We start from the raw sequence: 25,351 nt of genomic DNA, 5'->3' as shown, positions 1-25,351 counted from the left end.
GATAAACTTTATTAACCGTTAATTAATTGTGGATCTTCGATACTAATCGTTTTTGACAATAAGTGCGATAGAGATAATTAATTTTTATTTAAAGCATAAACTAGAAATAAAAATAGATTATTTCAAATTGATGAATAAAACTTTACACGAAAAAAGGTTAATAAATATCAATATATCGAATTTATTAACCTTGACTGTCTTTGTTTGCTTCTAGCTTTTAGTGGCTAGGACACTTTTTCAATTTTTGACTTTGGTACCGCTGTTGAGGTGGAGCCAATAGAAGCACAGACAATACATAATAAGGCTAACCACTGAGTCATCGTTAAGTGCTCATTTAGGAAAACAATTCCTAAAAATGCACCCATACAAGGTTCAAGGCTCATCAATGTACCAAAAGTTCGGGCAGGTAAACGCGTTAGCGCGATCATTTCTAAAGTATAAGGAAATGCGGTTGATAAAATCGCGACTGCTAGTGCAATAGGTAAAATTGAAGGGTCGAACATCACCTCGACACCTGTTTGCATTAAACCGATCGGGAAGAAAATCATCGCAGAAATAAATGAACCGATAGCCACGGTGGCAGCGCCATAGCCCGCTCCCGCTCGTTGGCCAAATATAATATACAACCCCCAACAGACACCGGCTCCGAGAGCATAGATAGCACCGAGTGTATCAATGGATTCAATATTATCGCCAATTGGGAGTAAAAATAATAACCCAACTATAACAAGGGCTATCCACAAAAAATCAATTGGGCGGCGAGAGGAGAACATTGCGACAGCTAAAGGACCAGTAAACTCTAGTGCAACGGCTATTCCTAATGGAATGCGCTCAAGGGAAAGGTAAAACAAATAATTCATCGTACCTAGGGACAAGCCGTAGGCTAGCAGTGGAACTAGCGAGCTTCTTCTGAATTTTAAACGCCAAGGTTTAAAAATAACAAATAATATAATTGTAGCAAGCAATAAACGTAAACCAGTAACACCGGGAGCGCCGATAACAGGAAATAAAGTTTTAGCTAAAGAAGCCCCGCTTTGAATAGAGGTCATAGCAAGCAGTAATAACCCGATAGGTAATAGCGGAAATGCGCTCTTTTTAGTGTCGGCAGACATAAATAAGTAAACCTCAGACAACGTAACTTAATTGGCAATAAATATTTAGAAAAATAAGTATTTGATGATGAAAAATAATTTCTGACAGATTATCTCATAAAACCCTGCTGCTTTATATTTCTTTATTTTACAGCTAACAATAACAAGGTGATAAATGTGCTCTATGGGTATTCAAGGTGTTGGTTTAACTGAATGACGATGTTATAAACATGGATTAATTTTATGGTGGGAAGGATGATGCTTGAGCTTCTACACTAGGCTCGTATAATTCCATTCTCTAAAAAGCCACTATAAAAATGGAAATGAGGAACAAATGGGAAAAATTAAAAGCATTGCAGTGTATTGTGGTTCAAGCATGGGGAAAAACGAAATTTATCAGCAAAAAGCCATTGAATTTGCTAAAGAAATGGTTAGTCGCGATATCGCATTAGTCTATGGTGGGGCGAGTGTGGGGATTATGGGAACGGTTGCTGATACTGTTTTGTCATTAGGTGGTAAGGCGATTGGTGTGATCCCTTCATTGCTAGAAGAACGCGAAATTTCTCATAAGAATTTAACTGAGCTGTATAAAGTTGAAACGATGCATCAGCGTAAAAGTAAAATGATTGAACTTGCCGATGCTTTTGTCGCTTTACCAGGCGGATATGGCACGCTTGAAGAGTACGCAGAAGTATTTACTTGGAGCCAAATTGGTTTACATACTAAACCATGTGCCTTGTTTAATATTAATAATTATTGGCAACCATTGATTGATATGACAAATAAAATGGCGGATGAAGGCTTCCTACATGAAAAATATCGTCATATGGCGATTGTGAATGATTCGCCAGCTGAATTACTAGAAAGCTTCGAAACGTATATTGCGCCACCAATTAAAACTTACGATTAGCATTAATATCGAAATCACAGAGAGGAATGCATGATAAGGGAAGCTATAAAAAGTGATATAGACTCTATTTTATCGCTTTATCAAATTTTGTTTTCGGAAATGGCATTACTAGACCCCGAGCGCTTACAACCTGCAGAGCAGGCTAGGGAATTTATTGAAAATGCGATTATCGATGATAAATTTTATTTGTTAGTTGCTGAATTTAACGGTGAGATTAAAGGATTTTGCATCGCGCAACAACAAGTTGCTGATCCTTATAGCTGCATTGTTCCTCGAAATTTTGGTTATATTTTTGACTTAGTGGTTGACCCCAATTTCCGTGGTGAAAAAGCAGGGCAAAAATTACTCGATGGCATTAAAGTATGGGCGAAGAGTAGGCAGTTTAGCCATTTGGAGCTGTCGGTATTAGCGCAAAATCATAAAGCCATTAAGTTTTATGAGCGAGAAGGGCTAACAGAAATCAGCCGTACTATGGGGATCACGCTTTAGTTTGGCATTTAGTCAGCCTTTCCTTCTGTGTTAATCAATTTGCTGAAAACAGCACAAGATCTAAGCGGTGTAATATGGCATAATGCGCCGCTATTTATACCTGCCATACTCTAATGACCATGCAGGGAATGTATTTTGCTGCTCAAATCACTATTTTGGGTTGTTTTGCACGCTGTAGTCATGGAACCCAAATCATCGCAGGCTATTTTACACCGTTTAATTTAAGGCATAGCAGTGTTAACAACGAACAATATCACTATGCAGTTTGGCAGTAAGCCACTGTTTGAAAACATTTCAGTTAAATTTGGCACAGGCAACCGTTATGGTTTGATCGGCGCAAATGGCGCAGGTAAATCCACATTTATGAAGATCTTAGGGGGAGACTTAACCCCAACAGCGGGTAATGTGAGCACGACTGATCCAAATGAGCGTATTGGTAAACTTCGCCAAGATCAGTTCGCATTTGAAGAATTTACCGTGCTTGATACCGTGATTATGGGGCATAGCGAACTGTGGGACGTCAAACAAGAGCGCGATAGGATCTACGCCTCACCTGAAATGAGCGAAGAAGACGGCTACCGAGTCGCTGACTTAGAGGTCGCTTATGGTGAAATGGACGGCTATAGCGCAGAAGCACGTGCAGGTGAATTATTACTGGGTGTAGGTATCCCTGTTGAACAGCATTATGGGCCGATGAGTGAAGTCGCACCTGGCTGGAAACTGCGTGTGCTACTGGCACAGGCCCTATTTTCTGATCCAGATATTTTATTACTCGATGAGCCGACGAACAACTTGGATATCGATACGATTCGTTGGTTAGAGCAAGTGCTGAATGATCGTAACTGTACCATGATCATTATTTCCCATGATAGGCACTTTTTAAATACCGTATGTACGCACATGGCTGACCTAGATTATGGTGAATTACGTTTATTCACGGGTAACTATGATGAATATATGATCGCGGCAACCCAAGCTCGTGAACGTCTATTGTCGGATAACGCAAAGAAAAAAGCGCAAATTGCTGAGCTGCAATCTTTCGTTAGTCGTTTTAGTGCGAATGCTTCTAAGTCGAAACAAGCGACTTCCCGTGCACGTCAAATTGATAAAATTCAATTGGATGAGGTGAAAGCGTCTAGCCGTCAAAACCCATTCATTCGTTTTGAACAAGAGAAAAAATTGTTCCGCAATGCACTGGAATTAGAAGCGGTAACGAACGGTTATGACCAAGGGCCATTATTTAAAAACGTCAATTTATTACTGGAAGTTGGCGAAAAAATGGCGGTTATTGGTGCTAACGGTATCGGTAAAACGACATTCTTAAAAACGCTGGTGGGTGAACAACCTGCAACGAGCGGAATGGTTAAATGGTCAGAAAACAGTAGCATTGGTTACTATGCCCAAGACCATGCAGAAGATTTTGAAACAGATTTAACCGTGTTTGACTGGATGAGTCAGTGGAAAAGTGAAGGAGATGACGAGCAAGCGGTGCGCAGTATTTTAGGCCGTTTACTGTTTTCTCAAGATGACATTAAAAAGAAAGTTAAAGTGTTATCCGGTGGTGAACAAGGACGCATGTTATTTGGTAAGTTAATGATGCAACAACCAAATATTTTGATTATGGATGAACCAACCAACCACTTGGATATGGAATCTATCGAGTCATTAAACTTAGCTCTCGAATTATACAAAGGAACGTTAATTTTCGTTTCCCATGACCGTGAGTTTGTTAGCTCGTTAGCGAGCCGTATTTTAGAGATTAAAGAAGATAAAGTCATTGATTTCAAAGGTACTTATGATGAATACCTGACAAGCCAAGGTGTCGTTCTTTAAATCTGGTTTTTGGATGAAAAAACAAAAAGCCCTCAAATTTGAGGGCTTTTTAATGGGCGAAGTAAACTTAGTTTTTCTTCACAAATTCAGATTTCAATTTCATTTGGCCGAAACCATCAATTTTACAGTCGATATTGTGGTCGCCTTCGACCAAACGGATACCTTTAACGCGGGTACCAATTTTTAGCATAGAAGAGCTGCCTTTGACTTTGAGATCTTTAATAACCGTGATGGTATCACCATCAGCTAATAGGTTGCCATTGGCATCTTTTACAATCAATTCATCAATATCAGCTACAGGCTCGGCATCATTCCATTCATGCGCGCACTCAGGGCAGATATACATATCGTTATCAGTATAGGTGTATTCAGACTGGCATTTCGGGCAAGGAGGGAATTGCATATTCATACTCTCAGTAACTTTATCAAAAGAATAAACAGTGGTGATATTTAAACCATCAAGCACCACAAAAGAGAGATAGTATAAGGTGAAAGGAGAATTAAATTATTTTTTCGGATTATTCCTAATTTTGATGTGGTGAAAATGGGAAAAAGGCGAGAAAAGCCTCGCCTGAATGATGAGAAAAAACAACTTGCCCGAAAATTTAGTCGTTAGCCTTTAGCACAGACTTCACAATGGGGATCTTTGCTAAGTTTAAATTGGCGAAAATCCATAGTCATTGCATCAAATAACAATACTTTTCCTGAATTAACTTTCCCATAATTAGCTAATAATTTAATTGTTTCCATTGCTTCTAGCGTACCAATGGTACCAACTAAAGGGGACATAACTCCGGCTTCAACACAAGTTAAGTTATTTTCACCAAATAAACGGCTTAAACAGTGATAACAAGGGGTGCTTTCTTCATAAGTAAAAACAGATAATTGCCCTTCCATGCGGATGGCAGCACCTGAAACCAGTGGTTTTTTCTGTGGTAAACACAGGCGATTAAGCTGTTCACGAATGGCAACGTTATCGGTGCAGTCTAAGACCACATCATGGTGCATGATTAATTCATCAAGTTGAGCATCATCTAGTTGTGCATTGACGGTGTCAATTTGGATATGTGGGTTAATGGCAGCAAGTTGCACTTTAGCTGAATCAACTTTGGGTGTACCAATGGTGGCGTCACGGTGCAAAATTTGCCGTTGCAAGTTAGACAACGACACAGTATCGAAATCCACCAATGTCAGATGACCGACACCGGCAGCAGCAAGGTATTGTGTTGCAGCGCAGCCTAAACCGCCAAGGCCAATAACTAGCACTTTGCCAGCCTTAAGTTTTTCCTGCCCATCGAAATCAAACCCACGGAGGATAATTTGGCGGTTATACCGCAACATTTCCAGATCGCTAAGCTCTTGCACAGTTATTATTCACTTTTTAATAAATAGTTAAACATTTCGACTTCAACCATTTCACCTGCTTCAACACGCCCACGCTCTCGTTCAAGGACAATAAAGCAGTTAGCTAAACTAAATGAACTAAACACGTGTGAGCCTTGGTGACCCGTTGTGGCGACTTGTAACTGTCCTTGCTCATTGGTGCTTAGAATTCCTCGTTGAAAATCTAAACGGCCCGGGCTTTTCTTCAATGTGGTGGTAACTGGAACTTTAAAGCGTAGCGGGGCACGCCATTGGCTGTGCCCTGAAAGACGAGCAATCAGCGGTTGAACCAATTGGTAGAAGGTGAGTGCTGCGGAAACGGGGTTCCCCGGTAGCCCACAAAACCAAGCGTCACTCAGCTTGCCAAATGCAAAGGGTTTTCCTGGTTTTATAGCTAGCTTCCAAAAACCAATCGTGCCTAATTCATCCAAAATTTGTTTGGTATAGTCGGCTTCACCCACGGAAACTCCACCACTACTGATCACTAAATCCGCGTGTTGGTTAGCTTCGATAAAGGTTTGTTTGAGTTTTTCTGGCGAGTCCGGTATCACACCTAAATCGAGCACTTCGCAGTTAAGTTTTTCAAGCATCAGACGGACGGTAAAGCGGTTAGTATCATAAATTTGCCCATCTGCTAAAGGAAGGCCGACCGCTTGCAGTTCATCACCCGTTGAAAAAACGGCAACTTTAAGGCGACGATATACGGCGACATCTGCAATACCCAGTGAAGCAATTAAAGGTAGCTGAGCAGTGGTAAGTAAGGTTCCAGCAGGGAACACCGCACTGCCTTGGGCAATATCTTCCCCAGCTTTACGAATATTACTGCCTTGTTTGATGGGGTGGGTGAATATAATCCCTTGCTCGGTTTGTTCTGTAGACTCTTGCATGACAACAGTGTCCACACCTTGTGGAATTGGAGCACCCGTCATAATACGCACGCAGCAACCCGCTTTGAGTTCACCTTCCATCGGGTTGCCAGCAAATGATTTACCTGCCACAGGCATTGGCGTTTTACCATCCCAATCGGCAAAACGTAAGCCATAACCATCCATCGCAGAATTATCAAATGGTGGAACATTGATAGGAGAAATTAGGTCTGTCGCAATGATGCGCTGTGCAGAGGAGGTCAGTGGAATGATTTCTGTATCTGTGACGGTTTTCGTTTGAGATAGTAATTTTTCCAATGCAACATCTAGAGAAATCAAATCGTTAGTATGACACTGATCCATAAATAATGACCCTCATTATTGTTATCTGCCTTGAGGCTTTAAAATGTGTTCGTAATGCATATTATGGCAGAAATCCATTAGTGGGTGAATGAATAGAAATTGATTACAGATAGCTTTTGGTCAGATTTAACCAGTAAGGTGGCATTATCACAAACAAAATTATGCACAGAATGGTTAATGCTTAGGTTATGTATTGTGTTACTTATTGGCGGGTTATTGGTTTTTCACCATTCAAGGTTAAAGGATTGAGAGAAAGTGTGATAAAAATCACGTTATATAAGGTGTTAAACCGTTTAAAGAAAGTAATCATTGGGTGAATGAATTACAGGGTTAAATGCAATTATTTCACGGCAATTATCTATGTTGTGCTGGATTATCTGTACCTGCTGTTTTAGAGTACCGCACACCTGCATTTTATAAAAATAGTAATACCATTTGTGGAGGCTCACATGTCATCTCTGAGTAAAGAGGCCGAATTAGTTCATGCCGCGCTGGAGGCTAGAGGCTTAGAAACGCCTTTACGTATCCAGCCAAAGTCAGGCGACGAACGTAAGAAACTGATTGAAGGGCACATGACAGAGATCATGACGCTGCTGAATTTGGATTTAACCGATGACAGTTTAGCTGATACCCCTCGTCGTATCGCAAAAATGTATGTTGATGAAATTTTTTCAGGGCTTGATTACGCAAACTTTCCAAAAATCACTTTGATTGAAAATAAAATGAAAGTGGATGAAATGGTCACGGTGCGTGATATCACGCTAACAAGTACCTGTGAACACCATTTTGTTACGATCGATGGAAAGGCTACGGTTGCCTATATTCCAAAAGACAAAGTGATTGGTTTATCGAAAATTAATCGCATTGTGCAATTTTTCTCACAACGCCCACAAGTGCAAGAGCGCTTAACTCAGCAAATTTTGGTTGCTTTGCAAACATTATTGGGAACAACAAATGTGGCAGTTTGCATAGATGCGGTGCATTATTGCGTGAAAGCTCGTGGTATTCGTGACGCGACAAGTGCAACAACAACAACGTCACTTGGTGGGTTATTTAAATCAAGCCAAAATACACGGCAAGAATTTTTACGTGCAGTTCGTCACTTATAATTTATGACAACAACGACACCGTCAAGCCGCATTGACCAACTTGACGCTGTTCGTGGTATAGCAATTTTAGGTATTCTGCTAATGAATATCTTTGCATTTGCTTTACCACAAGCAGCGTATTTAAACCCTTACTATACCAATACAACATCCGATTCAGAGGCTTACCTCTGGGGTGTTTTCAATGTCCTTTTTCAAGGTAAAGTTCTCGCGATTTTTTCAATCCTATTTGGGGCAACGCTTGCTTTATTACACTCTCGCTCTCTTCGTTGGAACCAGTGCCGTTTATCTGTTTTAGCCCTATTCGGGGTGATCCATGGGGTTGGTTTTTGGGATGGTGATATTCTGTTGGCTTATGCATTAACCGGCTTGTTAGTGACCTATTTGCTTAATCAATATGATGATAGTTTATTATTGAAAATAGCATTATCAATCTATTTGGTTGGGTTAGTTATTTTGCTCGTGTTGGGAAGTAGTATAGATCCCTCCGGTTTTTGGCAAACCTCGGATGAGCAACTGGCATTTGAATATGTGATGCATACCTCGGGGGGAATGGATGGTGTGCTTTATCGGGCGTCAGAGATGCTCAAAATGGTTGAAATGTTGGTTATCCAATATGGCTGGCAATTAGCGGCATTGATGATTATTGGCGCACTGTTAATGAAAAATGGCTGGTTACAAGGGCAATTTAGCGCTCAACACTACCGTAAAATAGCCTACATATTTATCTTGCCATCGATATTGGTCCAAATAGTTTCGCTATACATGCAAAGCCAATTTAATTGGAGTTATTTTTCAACATCAATCATTGGTTACATTATTAATGAGCTAGTTATTCCATTCCAATCTTTAGGATATATCGCTTTGGTGTATGGTTTTTGGGAAAAAATCGCAAATAACAAGGTAATCCATGGGCTGCAATATGTGGGGCGGATGGCGCTGAGTAATTATATTTTGCAAACGCTAATTTGTACCACACTGTTTTACCAATTAGGCTATTTTGGTCAATTCACGCGGGTTGAATTAATTGTCTTGGTTCCCATTATTTGGGGAATAAATGTATTGTTTTCTTATTATTGGCTGATGTTTTTCAGACAAGGCCCACTTGAATGGTGTTGGCGCAAATTAACAGCAAAGTTAATAGGTAGATGAGTATTTATCTACCTATATATCTACTTCAATTTATTGACTTCATCCGGTGAAACCGCCGGATAGCCTTTAATTCCGGCTGGCATTTTAATCGGGGCTGGGATCGATTCTTGTTCACCTAAAAATTTAGGCTCCCGTTTTAAGATATATAAATCTGCCAGAGCGCCTAGCCGCGCAAACACTTCACGCACTCTCACTCTATACATCCCAGAAGGTGTCGGAACCGCTAAACATTGCGCATCAATACCTTTATGTTTGGCGATAAAGACCGCACGTTCACAATGAAAACGCTGGGTAATAATCGTAAAATTATCGGTATCAAACACTTTTTTAGTGCGTACTACGGAGTCTAATGTCCTAAAACCAGCAAAATCGAGCACAATTTTGGAGGCTGGAACCCCTTCTTTAATTAAATCTTTGCGCATGTTGATTGGCTCATTGTAATTATGAGCGCCATTATCACCACTGAGGAGCAAATATTTCACTTTTCCACTGTGGTATGCTTCCGCTGCGCCTTTAATGCGATAGGTATAATAGAGGTTATTAACACCAGAGGCATAATATTTGGATGTGCCGAGTACCATCCCGACATCGCGCGCAGGCAATTTTTCTACATCTTCATAGATATAGGGGGCGGTATCCCAGCTTATCCAGCGATCAAGCAACATTATGGTCGTAAATGCGATCCCTGCAAGAATAATAAGACCAAAAAACAGACGTTTCCTCATGTCCTAGCCTTGATAATAAAGAGTCATAATCCGAAATTGTCAGCCTCAGTAGGCCTGTGTCTCTAGGCTACTTGACTTAAATTAGTGACGCAAGTCGCGTAACGTAAAGTCATGTCAATGTCTGCACACTAATCGAAGTTGACTAATATTAAGCCTAATAATTGAAAAAAAATTAATCAGACATTGGATGAAAAAGGTAAATCACGTTCTCATCAAAGAGTGATTCGCTTCACATCATGGTAGTTTTTATGGAATGAAGCTATATATTATGAAATTTTAATTCTATATTTTTAATTTGAAGTGAAATATTGTTTCTTTGGCGGGTTTCTGTGAATAGCAGATCTTTAATTAGATAGGTGAGGAAAGTATGAAACTAACGACATTATTAGCCGCGAGTGCTGTGTTTGTTACCGCGAGTGTGGCAGCGAAAGAGTACCAAATCAATCATACCGATCAGTTAAAATCACTCAATGATGCGACTAAAAGTACGGAAGTCTGGGAAAAAGCAGAAATATTAACCGATTTTACGTACCCATGGGAAAAGGAAGCGGCTCCCAAAACAGATTTTCGCGCTTTGTGGAGTGATGACGCATTATATTTCCGTTTTATTGCAGATGATAAAGATATTCAGTTAGGTGATAACCCAGATAAAGACCAAGCGGTGTTAGATTCTGACCGAGTCGAACTCTTTTTTGCGACTAGCCCTGAACTAAAACCTTATTACACGGCTGAAATGGACCCGAAAGGACGTACTTTCGATGCAAAAGCTAATTATTACCGTGAAGTTGACCCAAGTTGGAACTGGGAGACATTACAAACCGTGGGTGAAATAACGCCAAATGGTTATGTATTAACGGGAAAAATTGATTTGGATGAATTTACCAAACTTAATTTATGGCAAGACGCAGACAAGCAGACACTAATGTGTGCCATTTTACGTGGGGAGTTCAGCGCGGGTGAACCTAAGCAAGTGCGTAAATGGATTAGCTGGATCAAACCTGATTCTGTTAAACCTGATTTTCACATCCCATCTGCCTTCGGAACCTGTAAGTTCGTAAAATAGAGCTATCGCCGGTGGCTTTCGTCACCGGTATTTTTTCAATACAGACCTATTATTGTGAGAAAGATCATAACCCGCAATTAAGTTGTACAAAATTGCAGTGATTTAAATTGAAATAAAAGTTCATTTAATGTATTTTTTAATGAAATTAAATTTCATGAGGGCGTTTTAATGTCTCTAGCCGAAAATACTCTGAGTGACTGCCTACACAATGAATTCAATCAGGAAACACAACAGTTTTCACGGTTGGATACACTCTCGATGGTGAAGGTTATTAACCAAGCAGATAGTACCGTTACAGGGGCCATTCAGGCCGTTCTACCCGCGATTGCCCAAGTGGTTGACGCGATTGCCGGATGCTTAAAACAAGGTGGGCGCTTGTTTTACATTGGGGCGGGAACCAGTGGCAGGCTAGCCGTGTTAGACAGTGCAGAATGCCCACCCACATTTGGCACTTCACCTGAAATGGTGCAGTCGATTATTGCAGGTGGCCAAAATGCCATGCTAAAAGCGGTTGAAAATATTGAGGATTCAGTAGAGTCAGCGATTGAAGAGCTAAAAAAACGCCAACTCTGTGCCAAAGATGTCGTGGTGGGTATTGCAGCCAGCGGACGCACACCATTTACCTTAGCGGGCATTGAATATGCTAATGAAATCGGTGCGTTAACGGTGGCAATTACTACGCGAGGCCGAGGGCTAGTCAGCGAAGTAGCAAAATTGGCGATTGCCCCCGATGTTGGCCCTGAAGTGTTATCAGGTTCGACTCGCATGAAAAGCGGTACTGCGCAAAAAATGATTTTAGGCATGCTAAGTACTTGTGTGATGGGGAGATTAGGCCGTATTCATACTAATTTAATGGTTGATGTTGTTGCGAGTAATATCAAATTACTGCGCCGCGCAGAACGAATTGTAAGTGAGGTCTGCGGTATTGATGAACACACCGCAGCAGGGCTATTGGCACAAGTGGATTATCATCCACGACGCGCAATTTTAATGCATGAGTTACAAATCAACGCACAGCAAGCGACGGACATCGTTCAACAGCATCCAAATACCACATTGGACAGCATGTTAGATACACACCGTTAATAAATGGGGATAGCGTGATGGAAAGCTAGCATATAGCTTAGCCAACACCGGGGGAATAATATGGCTAATAAGATAGAACATCTGGAAGTACTCGCCAGAGAAATAGAAAAATATGCGGGCGGCTTTGAGAACGTGGCAACATTAACTCATTGTATGACGCGTATCCGTTTAGTTTTAAAAGATAATAGCAAATTCGATGCTGAGGCCTTGAAGCAAATTGAAGGCGTAAAAGGCGTGATTTTCAATGGTGAACAGCAACAAGTGATTGTTGGGATGGGAACCGCAGCAAAAGTCTTTTCAGTGATGAACAAACGTATGCAAGGTAGTTCGTCCTCAACAACAGAAACGGCTAAGCCTACAGAAAAAAAAGCGTTCTCGATCCGTCGTACTTTAAATACGTTAGCCGCTATATTTGTCCCTACCATTCCAGCTCTGATTGGTTGCGGTCTTATTATGGGGCTAATCAATATCGTCCGCTTGGTTGCTCCGGGTGTTGTCGACCAATTCCCTGAGTTATTTAAGTTATTAAAATTGATTGGTAGCGCAGTATTTGTTTATCTTTCAATTATGATTGGGGTGAATACCGCGAAAGAGCTTGGTGCTTCCACCTCAATTGGTGCGGTCATGGCTGGGCTACTTTCGATGCCAGGTTTAGCGGATATCACCTTATTTGGCTCGAAATTAGTCCCAGGGAGTGGGGGGATTTTTGCGGTACTGATGGTGGTCGTTTTCTCTTCTAAATTTGAAGTGTGGTTTAGAAGTATCATTAAAGAAAGCTTAGATCTTATCGTGACGCCATTTGTGACCATTTTAGTCTCTGCGATGGTCGCAATTGTGGTGTTCCAACCCGCAGGACATTACTTAAACCAGATTTTGGCTCAAGGGGTTTCTGTCGCTTTATTAAATAGTGGCGGTGGCGCCGTGGCGACTGGCGGTATCTTAGGCGGCAGTTTCTTATTCTTATTACTAACGGGTTTACACCAAGGTTTGATCCCAATTCATGCTGAAATTTTGCAAACTTTTGGCCTGAATTACTTGTTCCCAATTTTAGCGATGGGCGGAATGGGGCAAGTGGGCTCGTGTTTCTGGGTTTATTTAAAAACCAAAAACCAACGTTTGAAAAAAACCTTAGTCGGTGCGTTGCCTGTGGGTATTTTTGGTGTCGGTGAACCGTTATTATTCGGTGTGTCATTGCCATTAGGTAAACCATTCATTGCGGGTTGTATTGGTGGCGCGGCTGGCGGGGCATTAATGGCATTCTTCCATGTCGGGATCATCATTCCTTTTGGAACAGCAGGGTTATCATTAATTCCATTAGTGGGTGATGGCCAAATCCTGGATTTCTTAATTGCTGTTGCGGGTGCATGGATTGTCGGGTTCATTGCCAGTATGATAATAGGCTTCACTGATCCAGAAAAATAATTAGAAGGAAAAGCCATGTCGACACTGACGGTAAAACTGGAAAGCATGCAGACACGCGGTAAAGGCACAGAACAACGTATTGCCACATTTTTGTTGGATAATCGCGAAAGCCTTATTGCGATGAATGCAGCGGAATTGGCACAAGCGGCTGGGGTCAGTAGTGCATCTGTTATCCGCTTTTCACGCCAAATGGGGTACCGTGGCTATCCTGAATTTAAAGTCGATTATTTGTCGGATGAGAAGCAACACAAAGCGGAAAGTTTATACGGTAATCTGAGTCGTCACGATGATACTTCTCAGATTATCGCCAAAACAGGGCAAATGTTTATTTCGGCTATTGAAAAATCACTGGATTTACTTGAGCCATCTGTCGTAGATACCATCGCGCAAAAAATGTTTCAGGCCAAACGTATCGTGCTGTTTGGTGTCGGGTCTTCAGCCATTGTTGCCAGTGATATTTTCCATAAATTAGTTCGCATTAATAAACACGCACTGTTTAGTTATGATTTGCATGTTCAGCTAAGTTATTCGGCAAATTTGGGGCCAGAAGACCTTGCAATTGCGGTAACAGCGCGTGGAAATACTCAAGAAATCAATAGCATGCTTCGAGCTGCAAAAGAAACAGGTTGCCCGACAGTCGCACTGACGCGGTTTGGTCAAGATGAAGCGATAAAGTTAGCGGACTTCGCCTTGCCTTATTTTTATGATGAGCAACATTCCCAATTAGGCATCATCACCCCCCAAGTGTTACAGATGATTACTTTCGATACATTATTTTTTAAATACCTCACGTTAGCAGATAGTGATGCAAATGAAGCATTACAAAAAGGGCGACGCGCACTGATACAAGGCAAGAGTTAATGATTGTAACGGAGTTAGCGATAGGTGCACTTATTGGGCTGATTATTAGCACAACGGGTGTCGGTGGTGGTGTGATTGTATTACCGATACTGACCTATTTTTTTGGGCTGAATGCATTAGCAGCCGTAGCCACGGCCAATTTCCTTTCGATGCTAATGAAGGTTTCTTCTTCTTATATGCATTTTCGCTTAGGCAATATCCCCTTTAAAGGAGCGCTCATTGTATTAGCGATTATGTTGCCGAGCACCTTTCTTTCTAGTTTGCTTGTGACATGGCTTGGGGGATTACTGGGGTATGAAAAACAAGTCGAGTGGGGTATTAACCTGTTAGTGGCTGCTGCCATTATCTTTTCGCTCTATTTATTTGTTCAGCGAATGTTTTTTGTTTCGATCATCAAACAAGAAGCGGCAAAAGGAGATCAGCTAAAATCCATGGCTGTGCCAGCTGTTCTAGCGGGTGTTGTACTTGGTGCAACTGGAGTTGGTGGTGGGGTGGTTGTTCTTCCTATGTTGTTGCGCTATATGCAACTGAATATTAAGCAAGCAATTGGCACATCGATTTTTGTAACAACTGTGTTGTCTGGCTCTTCTGCTTTGGCCTATGCGCAAGACGGTTATACCGATTTAAAATTGGCGCTGATACTGTGTGTGGGGGCATTGATTGTGATGCCACTGGCTAAATATTTACTGATCCGTTTATCCGAACGCACTTTCCAATACATTACATTGTTATTAATTACCTGTAGCGCAGTTATGATGACAATGAATTTATTCACTTTCTAGATTTATGTCCTATTATTGGCAGCATCAATAATAGGACTGCTCTCTTACCAAAAAACAGTATTTTTTATCGCTGATTAAGTTCTTTTGCCATTTCTTGGTAAATAAACTGGCGCTCATAGTTTAGGTCTTCGTCTTGTAAGGAAGAAAACTGGCTGAGTGTCATTGCCAGTAAGGTGGCAGCTATAAGTACAATTAAGCCACTAGAAAGCAGTTTTGCCCGAAATGTTGCTTGTGGCGCAAGCACAAAAGCACCGCTAATAACCGCACCAAGTACAGCGCCACCAATATGAGCAGCGTTATCAATACCTGACTGCAAACCATTGATGAGAGTTAGCGCAATCATCCCAATAATATTATATAGCGGGCGTTTTAATTGGTTGCGTTCTTCAAGAGAGAGACTCGGGTTATTAATTCTTTTTAATAAATCAATTACAGAAGCGGCAGCTAACCCCATAATAGCGCCAGATGCGCCAATACCCACGGTAATATACACTGTGTTATCAGGTAAATATAAACTATTCCACGCATTCATCGATGCACGGTTCGCTACTGCATTAATGGCTTCACTGTATTGCCAATAAGCACTAAAAAATGCCGCGCCAATACCTGAAAATAGGTATATCGCGAGCATCCTAAATTTCCCATAGGTACGTTCGCATTCAATCCCAATAACAAACAAAGCCAACGTATTCAAAGCAAGGTGCATACCACCTGAGTGCAATACCATACTGACTGGATAGCGCCACCAATCCCCCGTTAATGAAAGTTGGTAAACATTGGCACCAAATAGCAATAAGTTATTTTCTTGAGAATCGAGTGGGGCGGCATAATTGAGTTGATAAAAATAAACAACAATATTCAGTGCTACAATAAAAAGCGTTAGAGCTATTGCCCATAGGGAAAACTTAGGTTTCTGTGGAATAGCAGCATTGAGGTCGCCAGTCATGTCAATATCCTATTAATCAGCCATGGCCGTTATCTTAAATAAGTGATTTGTTTAGCGCAATTTATCATTATCTGAGAAAACAGACATTCGTTTTTCGGGAGCTATAAAAAACAAAAAAGGAGCTCTAAAGAGCCCCTTTCAATCAATACCGTTATGACAAATTAAAACGAAGTACGTTTATAAGTACGGTACTCAGGCTTCCAGAAATTACGTTCAATGGCTTCATCAAGAGCGCTATCCGATGTGACGGTTGCCACACCTTGAACTTGTGCTTCTTTGGCAACTTGTTTAGCAATAATGCGAGAAACATCTTGGATATCAGATAGCAGAGGCAATAGCGCACCTTCACCATTTTTAGCAAGAGGTGAACAGCTGGCGAGAGCGCGGCTGGCGGCCATTAACATGCCATCAGTAACGCGTTTAGCACCAGAGGCGATCACACCAAGACCGATACCCGGGAAGATATAGGAGTTGTTACATTGTGCAATTGGGAACACTTGCTCTTTGTAAGATACTGGGCTAAATGGACTTCCTGTTGCGACCAATGCTTTTCCATCAGTCCAATTGATAATATCTTCTGGGCGAGCTTCAACACGTGACGTTGGGTTCGATAATGGCATCACGATAGGGCGTTCACAGTGCTTATGCATCTCTTTAATGATTTCTTCTGTGAATAACCCAGCTTGGCCAGACACACCAATCAATATGGTTGGTTTGGCATTGCGTACGACATCTAACAGTGAAATTGAGTCACTGTTAACATCCCAGCTGGCTAAATTTTCACTGTTTTGCGTTAACTTAGCTTGGAAATCGAGTAAATTAGGCAGTTTATCGGTTAATAAACCAAAGCGGTCAACCATATAAATGCGTGAACGCGCTTCTTCGTCGCTCAAGCCTTCGGATTTCATCTGGGCGATGATTTGCTCTGCAATACCGCAACCTGCGGAACCGGCACCCAAGAAAGTCACGCGTTGGTCGCTTAGCTTACTGCCTGCAGCATGGCTGGCGGCAATTAAGCTACCTAATGCAACAGATGCAGTGCCTTGGATATCATCATTAAAACAGCAAAGCTCATCACGGTAGCGGGTTAATAAAGGCATCGCATTTTTCTGGGCGAAGTCTTCAAATTGGAGCAATACGTTTGGCCAACGGCGTTTTACTGCTTGGACAAATTCATCAAGGAATTCGTTGTATTCATCACCAGTAATACGTGGGTGGCGCCATCCCATATATAGAGGGTCATTCAGGCGCTGTGGGTTGTTGGTTCCTACATCAATAACAATAGGCAAAGTATAAGCAGGGCTGATACCCCCACAAGCGGTATATAGAGAGAGTTTCCCAATTGGGATACCCATACCGCCGATACCTTGGTCACCAAGGCCTAAAATACGTTCGCCATCGGTAACAACAATCACTTTCACATTTTGTTTGGTGGCGTTTTGTAGCATGTCGTCGATGTATTCACGGTTTGGATAAGAAATAAATAAACCACGTGCACGACGATAAATGTCAGAGAAATGCTCACAAGCTTCACCCACGGTTGGGGTATAGATAATTGGCATTACTTCTGTCAGGTGGGCATCTATAAGGCGATAAAATAAGGTTTCGTTGGTATCTTGAATATTTCGCAGATAAATATGTTTATCAATATCTGATTTAAAATCAATCAATTGACGGTAGGCACGTTCAACTTGTTCTTCGATGGTTTCAACTTGTTCAGGAAGTAAACCATGCAAGTTAAAATTTGCACGCTCTTCTTCGGTGAAGGCGCTTCCTTTATTCAGCAAAGGGAATTCAAGCAAAATTGGGCCAGCGTAGGGTATATAGAGAGGGCGTTTTGTTTCGTACTCATGTTCCATGAAATATCACTCTTCGGACGATTAATCAACAAAGTCAGGGTAGATCCTAAGCTAAACAGCAAATATGTACAGTAAATAATGATAAAAAAGCGTTAAAAAATTTACTGAAAAATATTGTGCATATGATAAGGAGTTTATGTGCGGAAGGGAATGAAAGCCGTCAACGGTGTACTCATTACGGTGGGTAGATCACGCTTAGGTTAATGATGAATGTCTTATCGCTATTTTTTACGTTCTCAAACGTTAGTTTAGCTTTGTTGAGGGTTCAATTTTTTCATGTTTTTTTCTTATTTTTAGCTAGTTACAGAGAGAAAAAACGGATTCACTGTAAGTTAAATTATATTTTCAAATATCATATATTGCTGCAACTTTTAAATTTATATAGGTTAAAAACTTATTTTTATATTTCAATGTTTATTAAGGAATATTATGTGGCTAATTAATGGCGCGTTAAGAGATAAGCGTATTTATATATTACTTATTATGGCATTTCTAGGGGGAATGAATAATTCAAGAGCAGACTATAATCCCGTGGAAACACTAAGGAATATTGATGGCTATTTTTATGAAAAAAAATATGGCTCATCAATTTTTGGTCGAGTTATAACAGACTATTTTTATTTGGTGATGAAGGAAAAGAAGAAAATAATCAATAACGCATTGATAGAGAAAATAAATTATGACCATGCATTAGAAATGCTTCAAGTATTAAAGCGAAAAGAGAGGAAACAACGTACAGGTGAAAAAGTCTCTCATGATATGACTTATAAAGAAGCCGATGAATTACATTATCTGGTTATGTTGCGTAATAAAATACCGGAAGAAGCTTGGGTTTTAGGTGTGGCATTTTCTGTATTAGATAAAAAAGAAAAAGAACATTATTGGCAAAAAATTATGGCGGCTTCTGGAGACCGCGGTCATGAATTATCGGTAATATACAGTTTGATGAAAGTGATATTAGAAAAGGAAAAGAAGGCGACTAAGAAACAAAAAGTTATTATTAATAAATGGTATGAGCGAATGAGTAAAATATTGGCTTCTGCTAAATCATAGTTTTAATTTAAATAATTTCTATAATTAAATATTATATAAGTATCAAGGTGCCAATTATTATGAAATTATATTTTGGTTTGATTCTACCATTATTGTTATTCTCCTGCATTGTTAATGGCGAGAACCGCCCCGGTTTTGTCTGTGGGCAGTTTAATAAGAATATTATAGAAATTCCTAGCGAGTATGTTTTTTTATTTGCTGAATATGAAGGGTATAGTTATTTTGACCCAAGGTTTATTGAAAATAAAAAAGGGTGTGAGGCTAATTTTAGAATTCTGCCAATGAGGATGTCATGGCCAGATTTAAAGCCATTTAGTGAAGTCAGCCATGATGTTAAAATGATAGAAGTCTATGTTGAGCCATTAAATAGTGACCCTGAAAAATATTTCAGTCATAAAAAAAATATATACCTAAATATGGGGAGGCTTAAAAGAAAGGGTGAACTATATTATGATGAGGAATTAGAAATTTATTTTAATGAGGTTTCTATTGAGTTTAAACATATTAATGGTAATAAAGTGGATGTCAATATAATAAAGTATGGTTACTATTGGGATGAAGATAATGGTGAAGTCAATGTTTTAATGGAGTGTTCATGGAGACAGTTAGATGATAGTTATCGGCGTTGTAAATTATTATCATTAATGCCTGAGTTTGGTCTTAAATATAGTGTTTCATTTGAATTTTCAAATCTTGTTAATTGGGAAACTATTCAAGACAAGGTAAGGCTATTTTTATCAGAACGTATTAAAAATTAGGGACTAAAATATGAATATTAATGGTCGTAGGCAGGGGAACTTAGAATTAATATCAATAGATTTATCTAATGTTGCCCGAATTTTAATAGTTAGTAAAAATCCAGAGCTTATGTATGGTTAGTTTATTTTAATAGGTGTAAGTATGAGATTTGAACTAATAATTAGTTATATAATTAAATTTACAGTTAATTGTCTTATGCTATTAAGCGCAATAAATAGTTACGCTGATAATCGTCCAGGTTTTGTCTGTGGTCAGTTTAACGGCACGGTTATAGAAGTTCCTGAAAAGTATGCTTTTTCATTTGCTGAATATGAAGGGTATAGCTATTTTGATCCAAGGTTTATTGAAAATAAAGAAGGATGTGATGCTAATTTTAGAGAATTAACATTAATAACGCATTGGCCTTATATGACAAGTGTTGATTTTAAAAAAAATCTCCATTTTGGAATGGAAGAAAAAACAATAAAAATTATATTGAGGCCAATTGGAAAGAAAGATTACTCATTAACACAAAAAATGAGTAATTATTTAAATGCATCATATTTAGGAAAGAGAAGTCATATATTATATGACGATGATTCTGACCTTCAATATGTTGAATATTTTGATGATTATAACGTATCTGAAAGGTTATATAGTGGAAAAAAAACTCAAAAGAAAAGATCTTTTTTTTGGTTCGAAAAAGAAAATGAAGTTATTGCTATCTTAGAATGCTTATGGCTACCATTGGAAAATAAATATTCAAGTTGCAATATGAGTTTTTCAATATTAGAAAAAGGTATACTTGCAGAGATTAAATTTGGTTTTGATAAGTATAACCAATGGAGGGATATAATGAATGAAGTTAAGGTTTTTGTCTTCGGTTTTATTAAGGATGAATATTATGAGTAAAGGTATGGCTAGTTTTTCAATTAATTATAATGATGTTTTAAATTTGAAGGCTATTTTAAATGAAGGAGGTTTGGAAGAGTTTTACAGATATCTTGCTGATAAGGGAGATAGGTATTCATTAACGGCTCCTGGGAGTTATAATGAGCATAGTTTCTTAAGTCGATTATACTTTCATTATGGTTTAGATGTTTATAGTGATGAATTGAAATACATGTATTTAAGAGAGAAGTTATATAGGGTTCAACAGGACCTAGCTAAAGAGTACATGGTGTTAATAGAAAGTAATAATATGGATAAAAGAGGGTTTATAAATATATCTAGTGAGGATGTTTATAAGCACTATATGAATGTTTTAGAGAAAAACCATATGGTTATGGGATATTGGGATACTAATATAGCAATGTTATTTTTTACTACTGAAGAAAGAGGGGAGTATTGGGATAGTAAATTAAATAATAGTGATTCATTCAAAGGCCAAGTGATTCATTATTTTAAAACTATAAATTCCCTATTGGATATTTATGATAAATATACTGATAAAAAAGGTGCTCCTATAGCGTGGTACTTGAAAAATAACTATGATCTATTTATGTATGAAAGGGGGTATGAGCTAATTGAAGAGAAAAAAGATATAATATTAAAAGATAAAGATCTTTGTGATTTAATATATACTGTTCATATGAAGTATGTTAAATACAAAGATGAAATTGATATTAAAATAGGGAATGTGCATGATTTAATAAACTATCAGGAAAATTAGTTATTTTACTCTGACAAGATTGATTTGAAAAATAAAATAAAATTAGAGGTGTTGGAAAAAGATATTAAAAATAGAAGGAAAAAAAGGTCAGCTGGTAATTATACTGATGAGTTTGTTACGAAAAAAGATGATGCTATTAGAATATATGAGGAGTTTAAAAAAATACAAAAGTCTGAAGTTATTTATGATTATTTGGAAAGTGAAGGTTCCAAGTACGCTGTTATTGCAAATGGATTGATTAAAGGAAAATCTTTATCTGGAAAGGTTGCAAGTAATTTTATAGATACAGAATTGAAAAAAAATGGAATAAATAAAAGTGAAATTATTTTTGATAAATTAAAATTGGATTTGGCAGAAGACACTCTTTTAACATTTATATCACGAAGTGATAGTGATGGGGTTATAAGGGGAGATTTAACATCAGAAGAAACACAACATATTCATTATAATGCTTTTGAACGTAATGGTATATCAAGGTATGGATGGACATTAACAATTCCTTACCAGATTTTACCAGAAAGTAGACATAAAGAAATTCATCTTGAAATGTTAAAATCTGCCGGTAATGATCAGGCTGAATTTCAATTCTCTATTTACTTAAGTGATGAAATGTTTCTTGAAATAATTAAAAACCCAAAGATAGATTCAATAAAATATTATACTAATTGGGGAGGGACATTATTAACCATTGATAATATAAAAGAAACAGGGGCTGTTTTTGGTGATTACTTTGTAGAGAGTGGAATAACACTCAAGGAAGATATAGCAGCTTACGTGAATGAATTAAAAAAAGTTATCCCTAAAAGCGATTTAGATATTTATGGGGTTGAGAGCAAAATATCGCAAACCAAAACCCAGCCTATCAATCAAGGAGCGCCATCAACACCTCCAATTAAGTATCCACATAATATGGTAGATAAATCGATATTGGAAAGCACTTATCCAAAATCCGAACCAAATAGGCAATTAGCACCACTTACAACAAATTTGCTAGATAGTTCAAAGTTTGAAAATAATGAAGCACCAACAAGTTATTATCTAGAACGCCCAAGTGTTGTTCTTCCGGGAGTTTCCGGATTTAAAGACTTCCCTGAAGATACTTTTCAACATAACCATCATTTTGAAAATATGATTGGCCAGTTAAGAGACAATATGTCATCAATGAACAATTCAATGGACTCATTTGATGATAAATACTCAATACCCTCAATGCCAAGTATACCTGAATTTAGTTATAGTGGTTATTCTTCTGGAGGAACTTTTAGTTTTAATTAATATTTAAAAAGTCCACTTATAATAAAATAAATTATTTTAATTATTAGTAATCGAATGGTGATTGCTGATGTTTGTTTGTATGTGGGAAATGTTTTTTTACATAATTGTTTTTAAGATTATTGGTTTCTAACTTTATGAATAACAAGGATGTATATGAATTATAAATTAATATTTTTGCTTTCAGTTTTTCTTCTCAGTGCTTGCCAAAATCCTCAAGGAAATAATGTAAAATATAATAAAAAGAATATAATTAGTTTTTGTGAAAAAAAAGGTGTTAAAACGCCACGTCTTTTCTTTATGCTACAGATGTTATACTTTTCTGAATCTAAGAATTTAATATTTGATAGAAAAAAATTAGTCATTTTTAAGGGTGAAAAAGATAATAACCCAATATTAGAATTCTTAAAGTATCCAAAGGAAGCATTTATTAAAAAATTAAGCCATGAACAGGCAATGGGTTTTTATCGTGAGAATTTAAATGAAATGGGAATGTCTTATCATGCTTGGATTTTAGCAGATGTTTTAGATGTTATTAATGAGAGAAACCGAGAGGCACTATGGCAACAGTTCATTTTTGTGATGAATAACAACGATCCTGCGAAGGAAGCTAAATTATTCATGGTGCTTTGGTATGCAATGGTAAGGGAGGCTTCCAAACCACCATCATACAAGCAAATTAAAAGCAAAAGATGGCTGGAGAAAATGAGGCGGATTGCTTTAGTTAATAAGCTAGAGAGAAAGTTAGATTTTATGTTTGAAGAAATGATTAATGATTCAACGTGTTATAATAAAAATCGAAGGGGTTCTCATGATATCATTTAAATCTAAATCTATTATTACATTAATTTTTATAATTTCATCATGTTTAAGCCTTTTAAATAAAGGTCATGCTTTTACTGATAAAGACAATATTCAAGAGGTTAATAATTCGGATGATAAATATTTCAGTATTTTTATTTATCTAGAAAAAGAGTTTTTAAATAATCATATGAAGGCACGGGGTGAGTCATTCACCAGTGAAAAACGGAGTCGGTATCAAAAAGAAGTAAAATTAGCATATGGACGAATTATGAAAAATCGCAAAGAAAGTGATAACATCCCAATTGGTGATATTACACATCAAGAATTTATTCAAATAAAAAAAGAAGCGATGTTAAATTCAGGAATTCCATATGAAGGTTGGTTGTTTAAAGATGTATTTGAAGTATTATCTATAGATAAACAGAATAAAATTATAGGGAAACTATTAAATAGCTTTTCTAATAAATCACGTAATGGTGAATCTGCGTTATTTGCTAGCATTTGGCTAGACATGAAAGAAGAAGCCGCGCAATCTGCATCGATAAAACAGCAACAAAGCCAAGCTTGGCTAGAAAAAATGCGGAAGATCCCTTTAGTTATTACATTAGAAGACACGATAAATGAAACAGAGAAATTGTTTAATGAATTCACTTACTAGGGCATATATTAATCAAAACTAGTGAGTCCTATTATGGATGGCCACTTTGCAGGTAAATGGTTTTGTGAACAAGATTAAAGTTCTAATAGCAACTATACGGTTATTACTGTTTATTCAAGCTCCCAGCAATAACCGTTATATTTAAATAAATATAAAATTAATCTAAATAAGCTAATTCAATATTTTGGCAACCCAGTGCCTGTAATGTATTTTCGGTAATATACCAATGTTTGATAATTGCATCTTGCTTTTCAACAAACTTAGCTTGGTCGATGGCGTGAATATCTTTACCTGCAAGGTTAATCATAATTAAAGCGGCTTGCAGTGGCGGTAAACTTGGGTTGAATGCGGCATTTTCTGCGTAGCGGCCTGTAAACAGTGAGCCATCTTTTAACTGTAACGCAATACCTGAATGAGATTGACTATAAGGTGCATGAGATTGGTTTGCAGCCTCAATTGCGGCACTTAATAACCGGTCACGGCTTTGGTTTTTATAGCCATGGTCAACAGGGTCGAGTAGTAAAGTAGTAATGTTTAAGTCAGACGGCCCAAATGAGTCGGGTAAATAGTGGTGTAGTACTGCGGGTGTGCGGCCTGGTAAATTCACCATAATTTTACCACCTTCACGTAATTCATTCATAAATTGGCGGCAGTGGCCACAAGGTGTGTAATTCACGGTAATTGAGGTAATCTGCGTTTCACCTTTCATCCAAGAGTGTGTCACTGCACACTGTTCTGCATGGATCACTTGGCCCATTGATACATGGCTAAATTCCATATTGGCACCAAAATACAAGTTACCACTTGCCCCACGAGCGATTGCACCCACGTTAAAATGGGAAATAGGCGTAACGGCATAGGCAGCAGCGAAAGGCAATAATGCAAAGGCTAACTCAGCGTCGTCTACACTTGTTTCAGCTTTAATCTGTTCAACTTGCTCAGCCGTTAACACGCCTTGGAAATCAGATTTATCAATGATAGGTCTAAGTACTGACTGTAACTTTTCTGGAAGCTCGGCCCAAGCGGCCTTAAATCTTGAATGCATGAGTTACTCTCCCTATTTAATTGTTTTTATTCTATTCAATAACACGTAGAACTATATGTGATCATTATCACTATTTTAAATGAAATGTATGAAACATATTCTTTTGTTGTGAGATATATCTCATGTTTTATCAGTGTGTGAATGAGTAAGAGGCTAATGGACTCCTCTTACT

At 38.4% G+C, this 25,351-nt stretch carries 25 protein-coding genes; 17 read left to right on the top strand and 8 right to left on the bottom strand.

The features are described 5' to 3' along the window. Window positions 1-224 precede the first annotated feature (224 nt). Entirely contained in the window at window positions 225-1,112 is an 888-nt protein-coding gene (gene rhtA, locus PSF67_RS11015; RefSeq protein WP_102138379.1) for a threonine/homoserine exporter RhtA, read from the bottom strand. A gap of 313 nt (window positions 1,113-1,425) precedes the next feature. Between rhtA and PSF67_RS11010 the strand changes: the two genes are divergently transcribed. From PSF67_RS11010 to PSF67_RS11000, 3 genes are all read left to right on the top strand, one after another. After that, the gene (locus PSF67_RS11010) at window positions 1,426-2,001 is read left to right on the top strand and encodes a TIGR00730 family Rossman fold protein (protein ID WP_166266405.1); all 576 of its coding nucleotides are present in this window, start codon (window positions 1,426-1,428) and stop codon (window positions 1,999-2,001) included. 30 nt (window positions 2,002-2,031) lie between these two features. Then, entirely contained in the window at window positions 2,032-2,490 is a 459-nt protein-coding gene (locus tag PSF67_RS11005) for a GNAT family N-acetyltransferase (RefSeq protein WP_195698361.1), read from the top strand. Between the two features lie 234 nt (window positions 2,491-2,724). Further along, window positions 2,725-4,323 (top strand): ABC-F family ATPase, encoded by a 1,599-nt coding sequence (locus PSF67_RS11000; RefSeq protein ID WP_102138382.1) that lies wholly within the window; start codon window positions 2,725-2,727, stop codon window positions 4,321-4,323. A gap of 67 nt (window positions 4,324-4,390) precedes the next feature. On the opposite strand, the gene PSF67_RS10995 is transcribed toward PSF67_RS11000, so the two are convergent. From PSF67_RS10995 to moeA, 3 genes are all read right to left on the bottom strand, one after another. Beyond that, the gene (locus PSF67_RS10995; RefSeq protein ID WP_004909208.1) at window positions 4,391-4,726 is read right to left on the bottom strand and encodes a zinc ribbon domain-containing protein YjdM; all 336 of its coding nucleotides are present in this window, start codon (window positions 4,724-4,726) and stop codon (window positions 4,391-4,393) included. Between the two features lie 209 nt (window positions 4,727-4,935). Beyond that, window positions 4,936-5,688: a molybdopterin-synthase adenylyltransferase MoeB gene (moeB, locus tag PSF67_RS10990; RefSeq protein ID WP_195698362.1), complete on the bottom strand. Its 753-nt coding sequence runs from the start codon at window positions 5,686-5,688 to the stop codon at window positions 4,936-4,938. Window positions 5,689-5,693: 5 nt separating this feature from the next. After that, complete coding sequence (gene moeA / locus PSF67_RS10985; RefSeq protein ID WP_166266411.1) at window positions 5,694-6,935, bottom strand: molybdopterin molybdotransferase MoeA; 1,242 nt, start codon at window positions 6,933-6,935, stop codon at window positions 5,694-5,696. A gap of 449 nt (window positions 6,936-7,384) precedes the next feature. Between moeA and folE the strand changes: the two genes are divergently transcribed. Further along, window positions 7,385-8,044 (top strand): GTP cyclohydrolase I FolE, encoded by a 660-nt coding sequence (gene folE, locus PSF67_RS10980; protein ID WP_004256561.1) that lies wholly within the window; start codon window positions 7,385-7,387, stop codon window positions 8,042-8,044. A gap of 3 nt (window positions 8,045-8,047) precedes the next feature. Beyond that, window positions 8,048-9,193, top strand: coding sequence for a DUF418 domain-containing protein YeiB (gene yeiB / locus PSF67_RS10975; protein ID WP_272676910.1), 1,146 nt, complete (start codon window positions 8,048-8,050; stop codon window positions 9,191-9,193). A gap of 20 nt (window positions 9,194-9,213) precedes the next feature. Here the strand turns inward: yeiB and sanA are convergent, their stop codons facing one another. Continuing rightward, entirely contained in the window at window positions 9,214-9,918 is a 705-nt protein-coding gene (gene sanA / locus PSF67_RS10970; RefSeq protein WP_004256559.1) for an outer membrane permeability protein SanA, read from the bottom strand. Window positions 9,919-10,285: 367 nt separating this feature from the next. Here sanA and PSF67_RS10965 point away from each other — a divergent pair, with 367 nt between their 5' ends. The 5 genes from PSF67_RS10965 (at window position 10,286) to PSF67_RS10945 (ending at window position 15,132) form a co-directional block, all read left to right on the top strand. After that, window positions 10,286-10,981, top strand: a complete 696-nt coding sequence (locus tag PSF67_RS10965; RefSeq protein ID WP_206275898.1) for a carbohydrate-binding family 9-like protein — start codon at window positions 10,286-10,288, stop codon at window positions 10,979-10,981. A 168-nt stretch (window positions 10,982-11,149) separates the two neighbouring features. Further along, complete coding sequence (gene murQ, locus PSF67_RS10960; RefSeq protein WP_195698365.1) at window positions 11,150-12,067, top strand: N-acetylmuramic acid 6-phosphate etherase; 918 nt, start codon at window positions 11,150-11,152, stop codon at window positions 12,065-12,067. Between the two features lie 60 nt (window positions 12,068-12,127). Further along, window positions 12,128-13,489 (top strand): PTS transporter subunit EIIC, encoded by a 1,362-nt coding sequence (locus PSF67_RS10955; RefSeq protein WP_102138388.1) that lies wholly within the window; start codon window positions 12,128-12,130, stop codon window positions 13,487-13,489. 15 nt (window positions 13,490-13,504) lie between these two features. Beyond that, entirely contained in the window at window positions 13,505-14,350 is an 846-nt protein-coding gene (locus tag PSF67_RS10950) for a MurR/RpiR family transcriptional regulator (protein WP_102138389.1), read from the top strand. After that, complete coding sequence (locus PSF67_RS10945; protein ID WP_272676909.1) at window positions 14,350-15,132, top strand: sulfite exporter TauE/SafE family protein; 783 nt, start codon at window positions 14,350-14,352, stop codon at window positions 15,130-15,132. Before PSF67_RS10950 ends, PSF67_RS10945 begins: the two co-directional genes overlap by 1 nt. A 64-nt stretch (window positions 15,133-15,196) precedes the next feature. On the opposite strand, the gene PSF67_RS10940 is transcribed toward PSF67_RS10945, so the two are convergent. Further along, window positions 15,197-16,078 (bottom strand): rhomboid family intramembrane serine protease, encoded by an 882-nt coding sequence (locus tag PSF67_RS10940; RefSeq protein ID WP_195698366.1) that lies wholly within the window; start codon window positions 16,076-16,078, stop codon window positions 15,197-15,199. A 161-nt stretch (window positions 16,079-16,239) separates the two neighbouring features. Next, window positions 16,240-17,937, bottom strand: coding sequence for an NAD-dependent malic enzyme (locus PSF67_RS10935; RefSeq protein ID WP_102138392.1), 1,698 nt, complete (start codon window positions 17,935-17,937; stop codon window positions 16,240-16,242). Window positions 17,938-18,366: 429 nt separating this feature from the next. Between PSF67_RS10935 and PSF67_RS10930 the strand changes: the two genes are divergently transcribed. The 7 genes from PSF67_RS10930 to PSF67_RS10900 all read left to right on the top strand — a co-directional run bounded on the left by PSF67_RS10930 (window position 18,367) and on the right by PSF67_RS10900 (window position 24,134). Beyond that, on the top strand, window positions 18,367-18,990 hold the full coding sequence (locus tag PSF67_RS10930; RefSeq protein WP_239979131.1) for a hypothetical protein: 624 nt from the start codon (window positions 18,367-18,369) through the stop codon (window positions 18,988-18,990). Window positions 18,991-19,049: 59 nt separating this feature from the next. Then, a complete protein-coding gene (locus tag PSF67_RS10925; RefSeq protein ID WP_272676908.1) occupies window positions 19,050-19,748 on the top strand; it encodes a hypothetical protein in 699 nt (232 codons plus the stop codon). Between the two features lie 142 nt (window positions 19,749-19,890). Next, complete coding sequence (locus PSF67_RS10920; protein ID WP_195698369.1) at window positions 19,891-20,640, top strand: hypothetical protein; 750 nt, start codon at window positions 19,891-19,893, stop codon at window positions 20,638-20,640. Beyond that, a complete protein-coding gene (locus tag PSF67_RS10915; protein WP_272676907.1) occupies window positions 20,633-21,400 on the top strand; it encodes a hypothetical protein in 768 nt (255 codons plus the stop codon). Before PSF67_RS10920 ends, PSF67_RS10915 begins: the two co-directional genes overlap by 8 nt. A 24-nt stretch (window positions 21,401-21,424) precedes the next feature. Then, window positions 21,425-22,675, top strand: coding sequence for a hypothetical protein (locus PSF67_RS10910; protein WP_272676906.1), 1,251 nt, complete (start codon window positions 21,425-21,427; stop codon window positions 22,673-22,675). 153 nt (window positions 22,676-22,828) lie between these two features. Beyond that, the gene (locus PSF67_RS10905; RefSeq protein WP_272676905.1) at window positions 22,829-23,497 is read left to right on the top strand and encodes a hypothetical protein; all 669 of its coding nucleotides are present in this window, start codon (window positions 22,829-22,831) and stop codon (window positions 23,495-23,497) included. After that, entirely contained in the window at window positions 23,484-24,134 is a 651-nt protein-coding gene (locus PSF67_RS10900; protein ID WP_272676904.1) for a hypothetical protein, read from the top strand. The genes PSF67_RS10905 and PSF67_RS10900 overlap by 14 nt, the downstream gene beginning before the upstream one ends. A 157-nt stretch (window positions 24,135-24,291) precedes the next feature. Here PSF67_RS10900 and cdd read toward each other — a convergent pair whose 3' ends face one another. Next, the gene (cdd, locus tag PSF67_RS10895; protein ID WP_272676903.1) at window positions 24,292-25,179 is read right to left on the bottom strand and encodes a cytidine deaminase; all 888 of its coding nucleotides are present in this window, start codon (window positions 25,177-25,179) and stop codon (window positions 24,292-24,294) included. Window positions 25,180-25,351 lie beyond the last annotated feature (172 nt).

The organism is Providencia sp. PROV076, from assembly GCF_028483405.1.
Lineage (GTDB): Bacteria > Pseudomonadota > Gammaproteobacteria > Enterobacterales > Enterobacteriaceae > Providencia > Providencia huaxiensis.
The sequence above is the reverse complement of the archived record's forward strand: the minus strand, read 5'-3'. Positions and strand labels throughout refer to the sequence as shown.

What these genes read in the sequence shown, in the direction of transcription:
- PSF67_RS11005 (WP_195698361.1), top strand. Translation starts at nt 2,032, where the DNA reads ATGATAAGGGAAGCTATAAAAAGTGATATAGACTCTATTTTATCGCTT.
- PSF67_RS10965 (WP_206275898.1), top strand. Translation starts at nt 10,286, where the DNA reads ATGAAACTAACGACATTATTAGCCGCGAGTGCTGTGTTTGTTACCGCG.
- PSF67_RS10950 (WP_102138389.1), top strand. Translation starts at nt 13,505, where the DNA reads ATGTCGACACTGACGGTAAAACTGGAAAGCATGCAGACACGCGGTAAA.
- folE (WP_004256561.1), top strand. Translation starts at nt 7,385, where the DNA reads ATGTCATCTCTGAGTAAAGAGGCCGAATTAGTTCATGCCGCGCTGGAG.
- sanA (WP_004256559.1), bottom strand. Translation starts at nt 9,918, where the DNA reads ATGAGGAAACGTCTGTTTTTTGGTCTTATTATTCTTGCAGGGATCGCA.
- PSF67_RS10915 (WP_272676907.1), top strand. Translation starts at nt 20,633, where the DNA reads ATGAGTAAAGGTATGGCTAGTTTTTCAATTAATTATAATGATGTTTTA.
- PSF67_RS11010 (WP_166266405.1), top strand. Translation starts at nt 1,426, where the DNA reads ATGGGAAAAATTAAAAGCATTGCAGTGTATTGTGGTTCAAGCATGGGG.
- rhtA (WP_102138379.1), bottom strand. Translation starts at nt 1,112, where the DNA reads ATGTCTGCCGACACTAAAAAGAGCGCATTTCCGCTATTACCTATCGGG.
- murQ (WP_195698365.1), top strand. Translation starts at nt 11,150, where the DNA reads ATGTCTCTAGCCGAAAATACTCTGAGTGACTGCCTACACAATGAATTC.
- cdd (WP_272676903.1), bottom strand. Translation starts at nt 25,179, where the DNA reads ATGCATTCAAGATTTAAGGCCGCTTGGGCCGAGCTTCCAGAAAAGTTA.
- PSF67_RS10940 (WP_195698366.1), bottom strand. Translation starts at nt 16,078, where the DNA reads ATGACTGGCGACCTCAATGCTGCTATTCCACAGAAACCTAAGTTTTCC.
- PSF67_RS10955 (WP_102138388.1), top strand. Translation starts at nt 12,128, where the DNA reads ATGGCTAATAAGATAGAACATCTGGAAGTACTCGCCAGAGAAATAGAA.
- PSF67_RS10930 (WP_239979131.1), top strand. Translation starts at nt 18,367, where the DNA reads ATGTGGCTAATTAATGGCGCGTTAAGAGATAAGCGTATTTATATATTA.
- yeiB (WP_272676910.1), top strand. Translation starts at nt 8,048, where the DNA reads ATGACAACAACGACACCGTCAAGCCGCATTGACCAACTTGACGCTGTT.
- PSF67_RS10995 (WP_004909208.1), bottom strand. Translation starts at nt 4,726, where the DNA reads ATGCAATTCCCTCCTTGCCCGAAATGCCAGTCTGAATACACCTATACT.
- PSF67_RS10900 (WP_272676904.1), top strand. Translation starts at nt 23,484, where the DNA reads ATGATATCATTTAAATCTAAATCTATTATTACATTAATTTTTATAATT.
- PSF67_RS10920 (WP_195698369.1), top strand. Translation starts at nt 19,891, where the DNA reads ATGAGATTTGAACTAATAATTAGTTATATAATTAAATTTACAGTTAAT.
- PSF67_RS10945 (WP_272676909.1), top strand. Translation starts at nt 14,350, where the DNA reads ATGATTGTAACGGAGTTAGCGATAGGTGCACTTATTGGGCTGATTATT.
- PSF67_RS10925 (WP_272676908.1), top strand. Translation starts at nt 19,050, where the DNA reads ATGAAATTATATTTTGGTTTGATTCTACCATTATTGTTATTCTCCTGC.
- PSF67_RS10935 (WP_102138392.1), bottom strand. Translation starts at nt 17,937, where the DNA reads ATGGAACATGAGTACGAAACAAAACGCCCTCTCTATATACCCTACGCT.
- PSF67_RS10905 (WP_272676905.1), top strand. Translation starts at nt 22,829, where the DNA reads ATGAATTATAAATTAATATTTTTGCTTTCAGTTTTTCTTCTCAGTGCT.
- moeA (WP_166266411.1), bottom strand. Translation starts at nt 6,935, where the DNA reads ATGGATCAGTGTCATACTAACGATTTGATTTCTCTAGATGTTGCATTG.